The sequence below is a fragment of the Paenibacillus cremeus genome (assembly GCF_007786445.1).
GTDB classification, from domain to species: domain Bacteria; phylum Bacillota; class Bacilli; order Paenibacillales; family NBRC-103111; genus Paenibacillus_G; species Paenibacillus_G cremeus.
The window spans coordinates 24,215-42,071 of record NZ_VNJI01000012.1; the positions used below are offsets into that span (position 1 = coordinate 24,215).

The following is a 17,857-nucleotide window of genomic DNA, read 5'->3' on the forward strand; positions in this document are numbered from 1 at the left end:
CAATGGTTGAGTATGCAAATGGTTATCCCCCTTCCTTATTTAATCCCCGAATGCGCCATAGTAGCGATGACCTTGCCTTGGAAGAACAAGAAAATGAGCAGGTTCGGAATGAACATGACGAGCGCTGCCGCCGCTGCCGCCCCTTGACGGGCTACGCTGTTGGCTAGGCCGTTCGTTAAGGTGGACAAGAAGAACGGGAAGTTCTTCATCTCGTCATCCTGCATAAACAGTGTAGAGGTTTCCGTATTCCCCCAGGAATGCTGGAACGTCAGGATCGCAACCGTGGCTACGGCCGGCATACAGACCGGGATGACGATCCGCAGGAAGATCAAGAGCTCCCCTGCTCCGTCGATTCTCGCCGCTTCCAGCAGCTCGTTCGGCAGCTGGTCGATAAACTGCTTGAGCAGGAACACGCCGACAGGCATCGCGAGCAGCGGTAAAAGATGTCCGAAATACGTATTCATAATGCCGAGCTTGCTAACCACCAGATAACGCGGGATTTGTACCGCCTCCGGCGCAAACATGAGCGTCAGCAAAATGGTGGCGAAGAAAATTTTGTGCCCTGGGAACTTATGCTTCGAGATCGGGTACGCGCACATCGCGCTGACAATCGTAACGAGCACGACCGCCCCGCCCGAAATGATGAAACTATTGAACAAATAACGTGAAACCGGCACCGACGAGCTGGACGCTACGAGGAACAGCTCGACAAAGTTTTGAAACGACGGCTCTCTTACAAAGAAGTTCGGAGGATAAATAAACAACTCCTGATAAGGCTTCAGTGCATGGTTAAAAATGTAGACCAGCGGCAGCAGCATGAAAGCCGCCAGCACGACTAGCAGCACCGTAAGCACTTTCTGAAAGCCGTCCATTGAGTTCAGCCGCGATTTTTTGCCCCAGGGCAGAAGCCGTTTCCATTGGGTGAGCGCACGCTGCATTATTCATCCTCCTTCGAGCCGAACAAGCCCCAGCAAAATCGGTTAGACAAGTACATGAGAACCAATAGGAATACCGAGATGGCCGCGGCATAGCCCATTTCAAAGCGAATAAAGCCGTAATCGTCGATATGATTGATGATCAGATGACCGGCGTATTGCGGGGTCGGGTTCGTTCCCGACAGCTCCACTCCGATCGCTCCGGCCTTGAAGGTCGATACGATCGCCATGACAGCACCAAACAGCATTTGCGGCTTCATGGATGGTACGGTGATGTACCAAATTTCCTGCAGCCGGCTGCTCATGCCATCGATGCGGCCCGCCTCGTACAGCTCTTGGTTCACGTTCAGAATACCCGCCAGCATTGCAAGAAACCCGACGCCCATGCTGGACCAGAGCGTAACCACGATCATGGAGTTCATCAAATAAGCCTTATCCGTCACCCAGAGCTTAGGCACATCAATAATGCCCAGCTCCAGCAAGGTACTGTTCAAGTAACCGATCCGGTCCCCGGTGAGCAGCGGCAGCCATACGATACTCATGGCAATCCCCGCTGTGAGCGACGGAACATACATCGCCAGGGCGAGCCACTTCCGGCTGGCATTCGGAAGCTGCGAAATGAGCCACGCCAGAATGAACGCCGCGATATAACCGCCAGGACCGACGATAATCGCGAATTTGAACGTATTCGGAAGCGCATATTTCAGGAACGTCAAATCCTGCGAGATCAGGTTCTGGTAATTCGTCCAGCCAATAAAGCGCGGCGGCTCAATGGCATTGAAATAGGTAAAGCTGAGTCCGATCGCCGCAACGACCGGAATCACGATAAATGCAAGAAAGCAGAGCGTAAACGGCGCAATGAACAAATAGGATAACCGGTAGGCCCAAATCTCGGAAAGGAGTCGTTTGATCTTCTCTGTTACTGTCGGTTTAGAGGGCGCGACCCGCTCGCGAATCGCTCCCGCCGTGCTCGCCTGATTACTTAACATAGGGCTTCACTCCTTCCCAAGGTTTGTCTACCACCGGTAAATCCATGGATTTGACGACTTTGCCTTCGGCATCGACGAAGCCGAACTCCTGCTGCTTCCGTCGAAGCTCCCTGTTGATCTCCATGACGGAAAGCTCCAGCGCGTTGCGGTAGTTCATGCCGTCGACCACGGCACGGTTCCATGCGTTACCGATTTCCCGCGGGAGGAAGTATCCGCCCGGCAAGTTCGGCATGTCTTTGTACCACTGCCATTGATTCAGGATGACGTTCGCATCCTCCTTCTTCCAAGGCAGCTTCGTGAAGGCTTCCAGATTCGACGTGTTCCAGCGGAACGAGATGCCGTTAAACGACTCCAGATCGGAGCCATAGCGCTCTTGCACTTCAGCGGAGTTCCACCACTTCAGGAACGTCCATGCTTGATCCTGCTTCTTCGATGCTTTGAAAATGACGCCGGTCGTCTGACCGCCGCCCGCCCAGCGGGCAATCGTTCCGTCAGGCTGCTTCGTTCCCGGCAGCATCGCAATTCCCCAGCGCCCGTTCAGCTCCGGAGCTGCAGCGGCCAGCTGGATGTACATATTGTAGTCGGCGATGCCCATCGGCATATCGCCTTTGCGGAAATGCTGATAGAAGCTTGGTACCTCGCGCTCCATCGCATAAATGTTGAACATATCGGTCCACTGGCGGAACGCCTTGAAGCCCTCCGGCGTATCGATCGCGGTAGCGGATCCTTCCTTGTTAAAGAAATCCGCATGGTTCTGATAGAAGAACATCATATATTCCTGCGGCTTTACATAGAAGTTCATGTAATTTTGCTGCAGCGTCGGCAAAATGTCATACACATCATCCCAAGTTTGCGGGATGGCGATGTTCATTTTGCTCAAAATATCTTTCCGGTAGAACAGCAGCTGGAACGACTGCGTTTCCGGCATGGCATAGTAGCCTTTATTATAGTAGAACGGCAGCCAGGAGCCCGGGCTATAGCGCTTGTAAATCTCGTTGAAATCCGGGAACTTCGAGATGTCGACGATACTGTTCCGAATCGCGTAATCGACCGGCAGATCCTGCGACAAGCCGAGCGCAACATCCGGCTGAATGCCTGCAGCATTGGATAGTACCAGCAGCTGGGTATTCGGGAGCAGGTTCACCTTCACTTTTATGCCGGTTTCCGGCGTAAACATCTCATCGGCCAGCTCCTGCAGCTGCGTGACATAGTCGCGTCCGCGGTGTACCCAGACGTTCAGCTCGGTATCTTTCATTGCCTTCAAGCTGTTTCTCGTATTGAAGGTGTAGAAGAAGTTAACGACCATCCCTTTCAGCTTGGCTGCGAAGGAGGCCTCCATGTCGGGCCATTTCTTTTCCACCGGCGCGATGTAGATTTCATCCAGCTGGAGCGGCTGCTGCATCAGCGTATCGATGAACTTGCTGATTTTGTCCTGCATCGAGACGATCTGATCATCGTGGTATGGAATATCGTCTACCTTTTGCAGGAGCTTGTCGATATCCTTCGCCGACGATTCGAAGCCTTGGCTGATATTGTCCGTCCGGCCGTTGACTTGCTCCGTTAGCTTAGATAAGTCATTAAGCTTCTTCGCTGCATCCTGTAGTCGTTTCGGCAAATCCGGCAAATCCTTCTCGATGTGCCATGTCCGGTTCTTATCGTCCACGTTACCGGTGAGCGACTTGAGATCCTGATCGACGGTCTTCAGCACATCCGTAAGGCTTTCGATGCCGAGAATAATCGGTTTGAACGGCGCATGCGTCACCTGCATCGCCAGCGTGTGCTTGCCTTTTTCCAAATAAAACTCATACGGCTTGCCGGCAGAGTCCTGCAGCTGTGTACCCCTCCAACCGGTGTCATACGGGAAACGGTAGGTTAAAAACTCCTGGAACGGTACTTTGCCGTCAATCTTGATGGTGCGGAACGACGACTTTTGCGAAATCGTATTTTGCAGCGCACGTGTGGCGATCTTGTATTTGCCGGATTCCGGCACCTCGAACGACCACGTTAGCTCCTGATTCTGATTCCACCACTTTTTGCCGCCGATGCTGTTAAAGGTAATACGGCCCTTCGCCAGCGGAACCGAGCGCTGATCCGTGTCCGAGGTCACCTGAATGGCGGAATCGCTCTTGACCGCCGGACTTTCCGCTTGAAGCGTGAGCACATCGGCTTGCACCGGCTTCGATTGCGGATACGCTTTGCTGACGTCTCCGTATGGCTTCAGCACTTGAGGCGGCGTCAGCTTGATCGATTCGAGCGCCACCGGCTCGGAGCCTGAGATCCGAATCGTGTGGCTGCCTTTCGAGAAATACCATTGCAGCGGTCCGGCATAAGCGCCTCCGGAATCCATCAGTGGCGCTACGCTCCACGCTGTAATTTCTTCTGTCTTCGGACGGATGTCGTCGCCTTCCTCATCTTTCTTGATCGAAGACGCATCCTTCCATTGACGGTACAAGGTAATAGAGGAGGACTCACGGAACGGCCGTTTGCCGTCGAGGGTCACATCCCAAACGACTGGACGGCGAAGCCCTTTGCCTGTCACTGGGCGGTAGGAGACGTTCATCTCGTACAGTCCGTCCGCCGGAACGTCGATCCGATATTCCACGAAGCCGTCGCCCGAGCCCGAGCCGTTCCATACAAGCACGTTGTTCTTGCCCTCGTAATTGCCGACGGCGATGTTCTGATCCTGCGACTTCGCCGACGAGTTCGCCGCGTTAATTTCAATCGGAGCCGCACCGGCTTTGATTCCTTTGTCCTGCCAGCCCTTGAGCATATCTGCGTAATAGGGCTCGATATCCGACATGGAGATGATGTTGTTGGCCGGAGCTTTAGCGGCAGGAGCAGAGGCCGGCGCTGCATCCTTCTTCGGATCCGTATCCGCCGCTTTCGCCGTTGGAAGGCCTTGCGGTATCAGACCTGACACGCCCAGCGCTCCCGCCAGGCTTAACACGAGTAACCGCTTCCACGGTTGTTTGTTTGGTTGAACGAAAGCCAATCGTTTCACTCCTTTCCGTACCCGATGGGTTATTCCATAAACCGTTCGCCGGTTTCGTAGTTAAAGAACAGCGCCTTGGACATATCCAGTGCCACTCTCACTTTGTCATCCTCTTCAAAGCGGTACCGCGGATTCACACGCGCCACCAGCATCCGATTTTGTCCGATGTCCAGATGGAGGAAACGGTCGGCTCCCATCAATTCATCGAGCTTATAAATTCCCGGCACGACAGCGTTCGGGAACGCTTGGAACACGATTTCTTCCAAGCTGACGTTCTCCGGACGAATACCGAGGGTCACCGTCTTGTTAATTTGCTTATTCTTGATCAGCGCGTGCGTCTTGCCTTCCGGAATCTCAACGGCAAACCGCGGCGTATGGAATTCGAGCTTGCCTGGCGCCGTCTCTTGAATGCGGCCATCCACGAAGTTCATCGGCGGAGAGCCGATAAAGCTGGCTACGAACGTATTGTTCGGCGTCGTGTAAATCACTTCCGGCGTATCCACCTGCTGGATGATGCCGTCCTTCATAACCACGATCCGGTCGCCCATCGTCATCGCTTCGATCTGATCGTGCGTCACGTAAATCATGGTCACGCCCAGCGTCTTATGCAGCTTAATAATCTCCGTGCGCATCTGTACGCGCAGCTTCGCATCCAGGTTGGACAGCGGCTCGTCCATAAGGAACACTTGCGGGTTCCGCACGATCGCTCTTCCGAGAGCCACCCGCTGACGCTGACCGCCGGAGAGGTTTCTCGGCTTGCGGTCCAGGTACTGCTCGATCTCGAGCACGCGGGCCGCCCGTTTGACCGCGAGGTCAATTTCATGCTTCGGCAGCTTGCGCAGCCGTAAGCCGAAGGCAATATTTTCATACACGCTCATGTTCGGATACAGCGCATAGTTCTGGAACACCATCGCGATATCCCGATCCTTCGGAGGCAAATCGTTCACCAGCGTGTCGCCGATGTAAATTTCCCCTTCGGAAATATCCTCGAGCCCTGCGATCATCCGCAGCGTCGTCGACTTCCCACAGCCGGATGGCCCGACGAAAACCAGGAATTCTTTGTCTTGAATTTCCAGATGGAAGTCTTTAACTACCGGGAGCTTATCTTTCCCGTAACGTTTGTATAAGTGATTGATCAATATTCTGGCCATGTAATCGCCTCCACGCGCAATTTACACTATTTTGAAAATATCGTACCGCATTTCGTGTGAAGATGGTGTGAAGGAATTAAGGGGCGTAATCATTAAGCAGGTTAAAGAGTGGAAGTAACCGCTTTCAAGTTAGCCCGCTTCATCCTTTATGGAGTTAATCGTCCTTGCCATTAAAAAATTTTACAAGCAAAATTATCCATGTTTATTGAGGACATCGTTCATTCATATTTTCGCCCGATTATGTTAATTTTTGTGAAGCGCAACAAGACCACACCCTTAGGAGGGATCCCCATGGCTACAGAGGCGGCATCCGGATCCGACACTAGGAAGCCGGACGCGGCATCGGCCGCTACCAAGAAGAAGCTGTTTCAGCGCTATCTCCTGTTTCTGAAGCCCTATCGCTTGAGGCTGCTTGCGATTATCGGTCTGGGCATGCTGAATTTTGCCTCCCCGATGATTACGCCCTGGATGACCAAAATCCTGATTGACCAAGTTCTCCCGGGCAAACTAGGATTTTGGACACTAGGCCGTGTCATTGCGGTGCTCGGCGGGGTGTATTTGTTCGGCATTTGGATTACTTTTTTACGGAGCACCACGACTTATCGACTGGGCAACCGGATGGTGTACGATATTCGCCACCAGCTCTATCGGCATATGCAGCAGCTCTCTCAGCGCTTCTATGATAACCGCCAGGTCGGCAGCATCGTGTCGCGCATTATCAACGACGTCAACGGGGCCCAAAATATCGTCAGCGGCGGCGTCATCAACCTGGTCATCGACTTGTTTCTCGTCCTGTTCGCGGGGTTCATGCTGTTCACGATTCACTGGCAGCTGGCGCTGCTCTCGCTTTGGCTGCTGCCGCTGTATTATTTGACGTTTACGAACATGAACGTGCGGATTCGCTTCACTTGGCGGACGGTGCACCGGCAGATGGAGCGCATTCACGGCGTGCTGGTGGAGCGAATCAGCGGCATGAAGGTGGTGCAGTCGTTCAATCAGGAAGTCAAGGAGATGGAGCGGTTCGAAAAGCAGGCTAAGCACCACATCGGCTTCGCCAATCAGGCGCAAATGCTTGCAGCCTCGCTCGGACGGCTCAGCCAGATGTTCACGCAGGCGGGCAACCTCATCATCTGGTTTGCCGGCGGGACGCTGGTGCTCAAGGGGCATCTGACGATCGGCTCGCTTGTCGCCTTTCAGGCCTACCTTTCGCAGCTGTACAACCCGATTCAACGCTTCGCTGAGGCGAACGCCACGATTCAGAACTCTCTGAGCAACATCGAGCGCATCTTCGAGGTGTTCGACATCGAGCCCGAGGTGAAGATCAAGGACAATGCGCTGCCGCTGACTGCCTGCAGAGGTGCAATCGTGTTCGACCGGGTCTCGTTCACCTACGTGATGGAACGGCCGGAGCGGCCGACCCGGGACAGCACGGGCAAGCCCGCCGATCCCGATCTGGTGGAGCTGATTCGACCCGCCAAGAAGTTTTATCTCGTGCCGCCCAAAACGAAGCTGGATCCGCCGCCGATGGTGCAGGAATCCCGTGTAGCGTTGACGAATATCAGCTTTGAGGCGCGTCCTGGTGACGTCATTGCGCTCGTCGGTCCCAGCGGTGCGGGGAAGACAACGCTCGTCAACTTCATCCCCCGCTTCTACGATCCCGACGAGGGGGCGGTGCGGCTCGACGGCGTCGATCTGCGGGAGTACAACCTGTACGATCTTCGGCGGCAGATTGCCGTGGTGCTGCAGGACAACGTGCTGTTCTCCGGTACGCTGTTTGAGAACATCGCCTACGGCAATCCCGACGCGACGGAAGCCGAAGTCCGCGAGGCGGCCAAGGCCGCCAATGCCCATGAGTTCATCCTGGACATGGAGCAGGGCTACGGCACGATCGTCGGCGAACGCGGCGTCCGGCTGTCCGGCGGGCAGAAGCAGCGCATCGCCATCGCCCGTGCGCTGCTCAAGAAGCCGCGCATCCTGATCCTCGACGAAGCGACATCGGCGCTCGACGCCGAATCCGAGTCGCTGGTGACGGAAGCGCTGGAGCGGCTGATGAAGGATCGCACGACCTTCGTCATCGCCCATCGCCTCGCGACGGTTGTCCGTGCGAACCAGATTCTCGTGCTTGACCACGGCCGCATCGTTGAGCGCGGCAGCCATCGCGAGCTGCTGGCCGCCGGCGGCTTGTATCGCGACCTGTACGCGAAGCAGCTCAAGGCAATGAATCCCGAGGAGATGCTGCGGCACCATTCATTGGGGTAACAGATTGGCGTCTTATCTAACCACTACTTTATTTTGGAGGAATCGGACATGCGCTATCGGAGTTTGGGAACCAGTGGATTACAAGTTTCGGTGTTAGGCTTAGGGACGAATGCGTTTGGCGGACGCGCCGACAAGGAAACGTCGATCCGCGTGCTGCATCATGCCGTGGACAGCGGCATTACGTTCATTGATACCGCCAATATTTACACCGGAACCAAATCGGAGGAAATTATCGGTGAAGCCTTCGAGGGACGGCGGCAGGACGTGATTCTGGCGACCAAAGCCGGCATGAAGCGCGGCGACGGCCCGAACGATAAGGGCTCCTCGCGCTATCATATTATCCGCGAGCTGGAAGGCAGTCTTCGCCGGCTGCGGACCGACTATATCGATTTGTACCAAATTCATGCGTTCGATCCGCTCACTCCGCTCGAGGAAACGCTCCGCGCATTAGACGACCTGGTGAGCTCCGGCAAAGTGAGATACGTAGGTGCGTCCAACTATTCCGCTTGGCAAATGATGAAATCGCTCGCCATCAGCCAAAGCCAAGGGCTGACCTCGTACGTGACGGTCCAGCCCGGGTATTCGCTCGCGGACCGCGGCGTGGAACGGGAGCTGGTGCCGTTCTGCGTGGATCAGGGCATCGGACTGATCCCTTACTTCCCGTTGGCCGGCGGCATTCTGACCGGCAAATATTCCGGCGGCTCGGTGCCGAGCGGCTCGCAGTTGGATAAGAATCCGAACTTCGCGCAGCGGATGGATTCGGAGCGCTTGGCCCTGGGCGAGCAAGTGGCGAAGATCGCCGCCGAGCTTGGCACGACAGCGACGGCGCTGTCGCTGGCATGGCTGATGCACCAGCCGGCCGTGTGCACGGTCATCGCCGGCGCGACCCGCGAAGCGCAGATCGACGACAACGTTCGCGCGGTCGAGCTGCAGCTCTCCGAGGACGTGCTGCAGGCGCTTCATGAGGCGAGCGAGGCCTTCATCTACGGCCGCCCGTTCGGCCAGGTGGCGAGACGTAAGTAGCTTAATGGAAAAACAAAAAGAAACCGTCTCATGTGAAATGGATGTCACGCTGACCCATTTCGCAAGGAGGCGGTTTCTTTGCATAAAACGCCGCGTGTCCAGTCAGGGGGGAGCCTACGCAAGTGAGGGAAATGTACTCCTCCTTCACTGGTCAAAGGGCCAGCGCTCATTTCTCCCCGGGCAGCTCGACTGTGAACCGGCTCCCCTTCCCGAGCTCGCTCTCGACGCTGATCTTGCCGCCATGGGCGTCGACGATCCACTTGGCGATCGACAGGCCGAGGCCAGCGCCTCCCTCCTGCCGAGAACGCGCCTTGTCGCTGCGGAAGAAGCGCTCAAAAATGTGCTGCTTCTGCTCCGACGGGATGCCGATGCCGGTATCCTCGACGGCAATCCGGCAGCCCCCTGCAGCATCGTCCTGCTCCAGAGCAAGCGAAACCGCCCCGCCCTCCGGCGTGTACTTGATCGCGTTGTCCAGCAAAATCACGAGCAGCTGACGGATTCGCTCCTGATCCACCAGCACCGTAGGCGCTGCTTCGGCCAACGAAGTAGAGGAGGAGGCTTCGCCCGTATCCAGCCGGAGCGTGATGCTCTTGCGCCCCGCTAGCGGCCGCATTTTCTCCATCGCGTCCGACGCCAGCTCTAGCAGATTGGCCGGCTCGCGGTTGAGCTCCTCCGCCCCCGAATCGCTTCGGGACAGCGTCAGCAGTGATTCGGTCAGCCGAATCATCCGGGATACCTCGTCTCCCATGTTCGTCAGCACCGTTCGATGAAAAGGCGGTAGCGACGACTTCTCCTCCTCCAAAATTTCCAAGGAGGAATGAAGCACGCTGAGCGGCGTACGCAGCTCATGAGAAGCATCCGCGGTGAAATCCTGCTGCCGTTGAAACGAGCGTGCGATCGGTACCATGGCCCGCCCCGAGAGAATATAGCCGGCCACCGTGGCCACCAGCAGCAGGCAGCCCGCAAACCCGAGCAGTACAAGCCGCATTTGTCCGATCAGCTTCTGGTCCTCGGTAATATCGGCGGCGATCCACAGATGACCGTTCGCTTCGCTCCAATCATATACCTTCAGGGCATAGGTTCGCCCGTCCTTCTCTACGTCGTAGCGCTTGCCCAGAACCGCTTGCCCGCCGTCGACCGCCGCTCTAGCCGTCTCCATCAGCTCGCGCGTGCCTGGAGTTTGCGACAGCACGTAGACGGTAGCCTCGGAATCATCCGTCAGCGCCATATACTGCGTCGACTGCAAAAAATTCCAGTCGGCCCCGTTCGGCCGCCGCTCCTCGGGGACTCGCCGCTCCGGCGACTGCCCCGGACGAGGCTCCTGCTCTTGTCCCTGACCGGGACTTGCACCCGACCCCGGATTCGCCGCTGTGCCCGGGGTCGGACTCGGGCTCAGCCCCGTACGGAGCTGCGGCGGCTGCCGAAACCCCGGACCGCGCGGCACAAACTCCCGCTTCCTCCGGTCCCAAGACACATTCGCTTTATCGTACAAGCTGTTCAGCACAGCATTCTCGTTGCGTTTTAGGCTAGTGGACAGCACAAAATAAAACAGCACCGTCATCACCAGCAAAATCAAGACCAGCATCAAGCTGAAAAACACGGTCAGCTGACGGCGGGTTTTCTCAAACATGGCTCACTCCCCCAGAGACAGCCGGTATCCGAAGCCGCGGACGCTGTGAATGAGTTTATCCGGAAACGGATCGTCCACCTTTTTACGCAGCAGCTTGATCGTGGCGTCGACCGAGTTGGGCGTCACCTCTGCGTCCATGCCCCAGATTTGATCCATGATTCGCTCCCGCGAAATGACCTGGCCGCTGTACTGCAGCAGCAGCGCGAGCAGCTGAAACTCACGGCGAGTCAAAGACAGCACGCTGCCGCTGCGCACCACATCATGAGTATCGCGGTTGAGCACCAGCACATCGTCCCCCAAGCGGAGCACATCATCGCTCCACTCCGCCGCGCCGCGGCGGCTCATGGCGTGAACCCGCGCACTCAGCTCCTCAAACGCAAACGGCTTGACCAAATAATCGTCCGCTCCGGACCGCAGCCCTTTGACCCGATCCGGCACCGCATCGCGCGCGGTCAGCATCAGAATCGGCGTACGGTCCCCCTTAGCTCGCAGATCGGCGCACAGCTCGACCCCGCTTTTTCCCGGCACCATCCAATCCAAAATATAGGCGTCATAGCTGCCCACCTGAATATATTGCTCTGCCGTCTCCGAGTCCCGCACCCATTCCACATTGTGAAACTCTTGGCTCAGCTTATATTGAATCAGCATGCCGAGCTTCTCGTCATCTTCCATCAGCAAGATGCGCATCTCGCTTCCCTCCCGCCTTATTCAACCCGATCCATACCCGAATTCCGGTCCATACTACTATAGTAACACATGTGAAGACATAAAATCCGAGGATCCACGGCACCTTCGAATCCGTCCCCGCCCCAAGACCGTGCAGCATCGCCGCAAGGAATACCGGATAGGATAAGAGATGAAAGACCCTCCAAGCCTTGGAGTTCAAAATCGCTTTAAAATCCGTCGTGAACAGCACCAGCAGCAGACCGTACAAAGAGAGGGTGCCCAGTCCGTTCCAAACCGGGTTCTTCGCCGCGTGAAACGGAATCAGAAGCTCCTGCCAAGTAAAGGGCGAGTACGTATCAATCAGTAAAAATAGCACATGAGCCACCGCCAGCAGCAGTCCTCCATTCGTACACAGCATATGCCAGCGGTACACGGAGGATTTGGCCTGCCCCTTGAGCGCAGGCATGCTGTACGTAATACCAAGCATCACACCAATATATAAAAGAGCATAAGCACCCAGCCCTGCAATTCGAATAATCCACCATGACGGAAGGGTAAGCAGCAGTTGTGTCATCCCCATCAACCTCCCTAATTTTAAAAATGCAAGGAGTCAGGCGTCAGCCCGCTCCAGTGCGACTCCAGTTTTTCTTTCGTTCCTATATAGTGTGTAGCCCCAGCCTCGGTCACGAACACCGCCTCCAAGGTTCCACTCGCGTCGATCTTTTTGAGCCAATCCGGTCCGCTCAAGTTCCCGAGCAGACAGATGGCCTTCGCGTAGATTTCGCTCTCGCACACGCTCGAGCCCACCACCGTGCATTGAACGATGTCGGATCGGGCCGGCTCCATGGTCTGCGGGTCGATCAGATGATGCATGCCCCCTTTACCGGTGTCCCATCGACGTCCGAGCGTGCTCGAGGTGGCGACGGAGCCCTTGGCAAGCTGCACCGTGCCCAGCTGCCCGCCTGACGGAGCCTCGATATCGATCTCCCACGGCGCTTGGTCATGCCTCACATCTCCCCAGACGCACAAGTCGCCTCCGGCGTTCACCATCCCTGATCGGACGCCTCTCTCGGACAGTCTGGCGGAGATGCGATCCACCGCCCAGCCCTTGACGATGCCTCCCAAATCGAGTCGACCGCCACCCAGAAGACGCGCCGAGCGCATTCCTGGATTCAGTTGAAGCATCGACTGATGAGCCTTCTGCTGCCCCTCAGCCGACGCCCCCGACAGCGGTGCTGCACCGATGTGCTCAAAGCTGACGTCGTAGCCGGCCCGCTCCAGGGCGGGCAGCACGAAAGGATCAAACTTGCCGCCTGTACGGCGACGGTATTCAGCGGTCCTCTGCAGCACTTCCATCATCGTGTCCGAGATCAGCATCGGCCGTCCCTCGGACCGGTTCAGGCGGCAAAGCTCACTCTCCGGAAGGAACCGGCTGAACGTCGCTTCCGCATACGCAAACCAGCGCCGCACTTCCTCAAGCCACCCTTGAACCTCCAACTCATCCGCTGCCTCTTCGGCCAGAGCAAGGTCAATCGTCGTATTCATCGCCCAGAACCGGTCCACCCGATACATGGCTGCGGCCGCCATCATTAGGAATGCCTCGTGGTGGCTCTGGGCTGCGTTTGGGTGGATCCGGAAGGTGCAGACACATCTGGCGAAGATGGGGTGATCGACCGGCTGGAGCCTGAAGATTGGCCCCCCTGTGTTGAACCGCTCTCCCCGGCAAAATTACGCGAGCCTCGGCCCCTCTGCCGCCCTTGCGAGCGTGCCTGCCCCTGCTGATGCTGATCAAACTCCTTCATAACCTGATCCTGTGAAGCTACAGCCTTCGAATCGTTCGTTCCAGCGGCCGCCTCTTTCTTCGCGACGGCAAACGCCGGACTAGCCTGTATTTGATGAAATAAAAGAGCTGCGGATAAGGTGCAGCCCGCACCCAGGCTCCATTTTTTCAGTTTTGCTTTCGTGTGTGGACGCATTCGAGCCAACCTCCTGAACTTGAATCATTTATCCTAAGGACATCATAAGGGTCCAATCTGAAACCCACATGAAAACATCCATAGGTGCTGCGAACCGCGCTGCCACCGGCATTGAAGCATGCGTATTTTAAATATGCTACACTAAGGACATAGAGGTGCATCTCGATGAATCGTCCTTCGAAAAGGAGACCCGCCATGACAGATCAAGAGCAAGTCAAACGATATTTAGAGCAAGAGCGCGAGCGGCATTTGGAGGAAGTAATGGCGTTTGTGCGCATTCCCAGCATCAGCTCCAGCAGCGAGCATAAGGCGCACATGCAGGAAGCGGCCGAGTGGCTTGCCAGCTCGCTGCGCACCGCAGGACTCGAGCACGTAGAAGTCATGCAGACCGCAGGCCATCCCGTAGTGTACGGAGACTGGCTGCATGCCCCAGGTCAGCCGACGGCGCTCATCTACGGCCATTACGACGTCCAGCCGGTCGAGCCGCTCAGCGAGTGGCAGACGCCGCCGTTCGAGCCGGTCATCCGCGACGGCAAGCTGTACGGCCGCGGAGCGACGGACGACAAGGCGCAGATGTACACGCACATCAAGACCGTCGAAGCGTTCCTCCAGACCGTGGGGAAGCTGCCGGTCAACGTGAAGTTTTGCCTGGAGGGCGAGGAGGAAATCGCCAGCCCCAACCTCTCGCCGTTTCTGCAGGCACAGGCAGAGAAGCTGGCTGCCGATCTGATCGTCATCTCCGACGGGCCGATGCACGATGAGGGCATGCCGTCCATTTGTTACGGGCTTCGCGGCTTGTGCGGCTTTGAGATCCATGTGAAGGGGCCGAAGAATGATCTGCATTCGGGGCTGTACGGAGGAGGCGTCACTAACCCGGTTACCGCGCTGGTCGAGCTGCTCGGCTCGATGAAGGACGCCGACGGGCGTGTGACGATTGAGGGATTTTACGACAAGGTGCATCCGCTGACGGACGCAGACCGGGAAGCTTCGCACCCCCTTCAGCTGGATGAGGCGAAAATCGCCCGCGAGCTGAACGTGCCTGCGCTGTCCGGCGAGAAGGGCTACACCTTCCTGGAGCGGACGTCCGCTAGACCGACCTTGGAGATTAACGGGATCTACGGCGGTCACCAAGGCGAAGGCTTAAAGCCCATCGTGCCGTCCTCCGCTGGAGCAAAGGTCTCCTGCCGCCTAGTCGACGAGCAGGACCCGGATGAAATTATGGCCCAGATTAGGGCGCATATCGACCGGCATACACCGGCTGGAGTCACCGTCTCGGTGCAGCAAACCCACCGCGGCAAGCCCTTCTACATCTCGCCGGAGCATGCCTTTATCCGAGCGGCGGCCACCGCCTACACCGACGGCTTTGGCAAGGCGCCGGTGTTCATTCGCAGCGGCGGCTCGATTCCGATCGTGGAGACGTTCGCCAAGCTGCTGCACGCTCCGGTGGTCATGATGGATTTCGGCCTGCCGGGCGAGAATATGCATGGTCCGAACGAGCATTTTCATCTCGAAAACTTCGATCGAGGCATTGCAACTCTGTGCAGATACTGGCGCGAACTGGCGTCTGTGTCAACGCAATAACGTAAAAAAGGACCTGCGGCTATCGTCGTCAATACGAAGCCAAAGGTCTTTTGGTATGCTGCGAGCCTTGAAGCACCGGGAACGTCACGTCAATGACCGTTCCTTGACCTACCTCACTAGCAATCTGAATGGTGCCGCCGTGATTATGTATAATGTTGAAGCTGACCATCAGCCCGAGTCCCGTTCCGCTCGACTTGGTCGTGAAGAACGGCTCGCCCAGCTTGTCCAGCTGATCCTTCGGTATGCCGTGGCCCTGATCGGTCAAACGAATCTTCACCCGGTCCACCCCGCACCCTGGCACCGACTCGAGGCCAACCGCATCCAGCGTAATCGTCCCCCCGCGCGGCATGGCTTCCATGGCATTTTTGAAAAAATTCAGGTACACCTGCTTAATCTGGTTCGGATCACACGATAAGAGCGGCAGCTCCGAATCAAATCGGCTTGTAATCTCGATATTACCAATCAGCGCTTGAGCCCCGACTAACGCGATAACCTCGCTCAAAATTTGCTCCAGACGGGCGGGCACGAACGTGGACAGCTGAGGCTTGGAGACCGTGAGCAGCTCATTAATAATCGTCTCGATCCGAATCAGCTCTTCCGTAATAATGTCCAGATACGTGCTGTTGTAGGATTGGTGTCCCCGCATCAGCTGGACAAAGCCTTTGATTGCTGTTAATGGGTTGCGGATCTCATGGGCGATGCCCGCCGACAGCTGCCCGACGATCGACAGCTTCTCCGCCTTGCGAATCAGCTCCTCGGAAAGCTTCCGTTCCGTCATATCCTTCAAGAGAATGTTATAACCGACCACTTGGTCTTGAATGACAATGGGGGCCGGCGTGGCAATCACATCGATAAGACGACCGTCCTTATGCCGAAGCGTGTAAGGCATACTGCCTTTCAGCGCACTGTTGAAAAAATCAAAGCCACTCCGCCGATTTTGGGGCAGCTCTTCGGAATGGATGAGCTCGTCCAGCCGCATCTCCTCTGAGACCAGCTCCTCGAAGGTGTAACCCAGCAGCTGCTCTGCGGCCGGATTTACACCGGAAATCCGCCCCTGCATATCAAAGGTAAAAATGCCGTCAGGATTGTACATCTTCAGCGAATGGTACCGCTGCAGCGTCTCCTCCAGCTGCCGCTCGGTGAGGACCCGCTTCGTGATGTCCTGCACGGTTCCCACCATTTTGACCGGTGTGCCTTTGTGATCGTAATACATCTTCCCCATAATATGGACATGGCGAATATCTTGATCACCCTCACCGACGATCCGGCAGCGCAAGTCGTAATCCTCACCTTTGAACGCCGCTGCAACCGCTTGCTCGAACCGGGAACGGTCCTCCGGATGAACATATTCGACCAGCAGATTGAATTTGCCCGAATACTGCTCCGGCCGCAGATCGAAAATACGGTGCATCTCCGCTGACCAATACACCTCATCCTCGCCGACATCCCACTCCCAGCTGCCGATCTGAGCAATGCGCTGAGCTTCCTCCAGACTTCCCTTCGCTTTGCGAAGCTCCAGGTTGGTCAGCTTTCGTTCCGTAATATCCATCAGATGAACGACAAATTGCAGCGGCCTCCCCTGCTCATCGAGCACTAGCGAAACCGTAAGCCAGCCCCACACAAAATAGCCGTCCCGATGAAGGATTCGTTTCTCCCCCTGGTTGTGCAGCTGCTTTTGGTCGATCATAGCGTTCATTTTGTGCAAATCGTGAATCCGGTCCTCCTCGGAGGTGAGATCCAAGAAGGACTTCCCCAGAAGCTCCGCTTCAGAATAGCCGGTCATTTGGCAAAACGAAGGATTCACTCTCAGCCATCGTCCCTCAAGCGTGGCGATGCCGATCCCGATCGGTGCATGATGAAAAGCACTTGCAAAAGGCGATGGGCTTTCACTTGTGTAATCGAGATTCATTAAGCGCGGTCCTCGTTTCATTGTAGTCCCTTTATTATGACAGGTATTCAGCGTCTTTCCAATAACTTGCTTCTTAAAAACTGCATAAAGAAAAAAGAAAAGACGAGCCTGTTTTAACAACAGACCCGTCTTGGTCATTCTGTTTGTCCTACTTGCTCCTTATTCCGACCAATGCTTCTCGAGGAAAGCATCGCGGCCGGATTTCTCGCGGTCCTCTTTGTAGTGTGCCGGGTTTTTCCGGTGATAGTTCTGATGGTACTCCTCGGCAGGATAGAATGGACCGGCCGCCGTAATTTCGGTGACGATCGGCTTATCGAACCTTCCGCTGGCCGCCAGTGCCTGCTTGGACTGCTCCGCCAGCTCCCGCTGCCGCTCTGTATGATAAAAGATTTCCGTCCGGTACGACGCGCCCCGGTCATGAAACTGACCTCCGGCGTCCGTCGGATCGATCTGCTGCCAGAACAGCTCCAGCAGCCGCTCATATGGGAATACCGTAGGATCAAACGTAATCTGCACCACTTCGGTGTGGCCGGTTCGCCCTGCCTTCACATCCTCGTAGGTAGGGTTGACCTCGGGACCGCCGGAGTAGCCGGAGACGATACCCTTAATGCCCGGCAGCTCCTCGAACGGGGTTACCATGCACCAAAAGCAGCCCCCCGCGAATGTCGCAAGCTCCACTTGATTTGCCATCTTCGTTGTGCCTCCTTTAGTTGTGAGCCTGGCTCAGCTTGCTCTACTTGCTTTCT

14 protein-coding genes are annotated in these 17,857 nt (G+C 56.4%); 3 read left to right on the forward strand and 11 right to left on the reverse strand.

All coding sequences use genetic code 11. The annotated features are described in order from the left end of the window. Positions 1-35: 35 nt before the first annotated feature. From FPZ49_RS11590 to FPZ49_RS11605, 4 genes are read right to left on the reverse strand one after another with little or no spacing between them, the layout of a single operon-like run. A complete protein-coding gene (locus FPZ49_RS11590; protein WP_144846711.1) occupies positions 36-938 on the reverse strand; it encodes a carbohydrate ABC transporter permease in 903 nt (300 codons plus the stop codon). After that, positions 938-1,924, reverse strand: coding sequence for a carbohydrate ABC transporter permease (locus FPZ49_RS11595; RefSeq protein WP_144846713.1), 987 nt, complete (start codon positions 1,922-1,924; stop codon positions 938-940). Before FPZ49_RS11595 ends, FPZ49_RS11590 begins: the two co-directional genes overlap by 1 nt. Further along, a complete protein-coding gene (locus tag FPZ49_RS11600) occupies positions 1,914-4,916 on the reverse strand; it encodes an extracellular solute-binding protein (protein ID WP_144846715.1) in 3,003 nt (1,000 codons plus the stop codon). The genes FPZ49_RS11595 and FPZ49_RS11600 overlap by 11 nt, the downstream gene beginning before the upstream one ends. A gap of 29 nt (positions 4,917-4,945) precedes the next feature. Continuing rightward, on the reverse strand, positions 4,946-6,067 hold the full coding sequence (locus FPZ49_RS11605) for an ABC transporter ATP-binding protein (RefSeq protein WP_144846717.1): 1,122 nt from the start codon (positions 6,065-6,067) through the stop codon (positions 4,946-4,948). A gap of 291 nt (positions 6,068-6,358) precedes the next feature. Between FPZ49_RS11605 and FPZ49_RS11610 the strand changes: the two genes are divergently transcribed. Further along, positions 6,359-8,326, forward strand: coding sequence for an ABC transporter ATP-binding protein (locus FPZ49_RS11610; protein WP_144846719.1), 1,968 nt, complete (start codon positions 6,359-6,361; stop codon positions 8,324-8,326). A 48-nt stretch (positions 8,327-8,374) separates the two neighbouring features. Continuing rightward, positions 8,375-9,349 (forward strand): aldo/keto reductase, encoded by a 975-nt coding sequence (locus FPZ49_RS11615; protein ID WP_144846721.1) that lies wholly within the window; start codon positions 8,375-8,377, stop codon positions 9,347-9,349. A gap of 166 nt (positions 9,350-9,515) precedes the next feature. On the opposite strand, the gene FPZ49_RS11620 is transcribed toward FPZ49_RS11615, so the two are convergent. From FPZ49_RS11620 to FPZ49_RS11640, 5 genes are read right to left on the reverse strand one after another with little or no spacing between them, the layout of a single operon-like run. Continuing rightward, positions 9,516-10,979 carry a sensor histidine kinase gene (locus FPZ49_RS11620; RefSeq protein ID WP_144846723.1) on the reverse strand — a complete coding sequence of 488 codons (1,464 nt, stop codon included), beginning with the start codon at positions 10,977-10,979 and terminating at the stop codon, positions 9,516-9,518. Between the two features lie 3 nt (positions 10,980-10,982). Beyond that, the gene (locus tag FPZ49_RS11625) at positions 10,983-11,666 is read right to left on the reverse strand and encodes a response regulator transcription factor (protein WP_144846725.1); all 684 of its coding nucleotides are present in this window, start codon (positions 11,664-11,666) and stop codon (positions 10,983-10,985) included. Continuing rightward, positions 11,641-12,219 (reverse strand): ferric reductase-like transmembrane domain-containing protein, encoded by a 579-nt coding sequence (locus FPZ49_RS11630; RefSeq protein WP_186445779.1) that lies wholly within the window; start codon positions 12,217-12,219, stop codon positions 11,641-11,643. The genes FPZ49_RS11625 and FPZ49_RS11630 overlap by 26 nt, the downstream gene beginning before the upstream one ends. A 20-nt stretch (positions 12,220-12,239) precedes the next feature. After that, complete coding sequence (locus tag FPZ49_RS11635; RefSeq protein ID WP_144846729.1) at positions 12,240-13,235, reverse strand: FAD:protein FMN transferase; 996 nt, start codon at positions 13,233-13,235, stop codon at positions 12,240-12,242. After that, a complete protein-coding gene (locus tag FPZ49_RS11640; RefSeq protein WP_144846732.1) occupies positions 13,235-13,621 on the reverse strand; it encodes a hypothetical protein in 387 nt (128 codons plus the stop codon). Before FPZ49_RS11640 ends, FPZ49_RS11635 begins: the two co-directional genes overlap by 1 nt. A 195-nt stretch (positions 13,622-13,816) precedes the next feature. On the opposite strand from FPZ49_RS11640, the gene FPZ49_RS11645 reads away from it, so the two are divergent. Next, positions 13,817-15,202, forward strand: coding sequence for a dipeptidase (locus FPZ49_RS11645; RefSeq protein WP_144846735.1), 1,386 nt, complete (start codon positions 13,817-13,819; stop codon positions 15,200-15,202). 28 nt (positions 15,203-15,230) lie between these two features. Here FPZ49_RS11645 and FPZ49_RS11650 read toward each other — a convergent pair whose 3' ends face one another. Further along, complete coding sequence (locus FPZ49_RS11650; RefSeq protein ID WP_222429903.1) at positions 15,231-17,111, reverse strand: PAS domain S-box protein; 1,881 nt, start codon at positions 17,109-17,111, stop codon at positions 15,231-15,233. Between the two features lie 159 nt (positions 17,112-17,270). Continuing rightward, positions 17,271-17,789, reverse strand: coding sequence for a peptide-methionine (S)-S-oxide reductase MsrA (msrA, locus tag FPZ49_RS11655; RefSeq protein ID WP_144847008.1), 519 nt, complete (start codon positions 17,787-17,789; stop codon positions 17,271-17,273). Positions 17,790-17,857 lie beyond the last annotated feature (68 nt).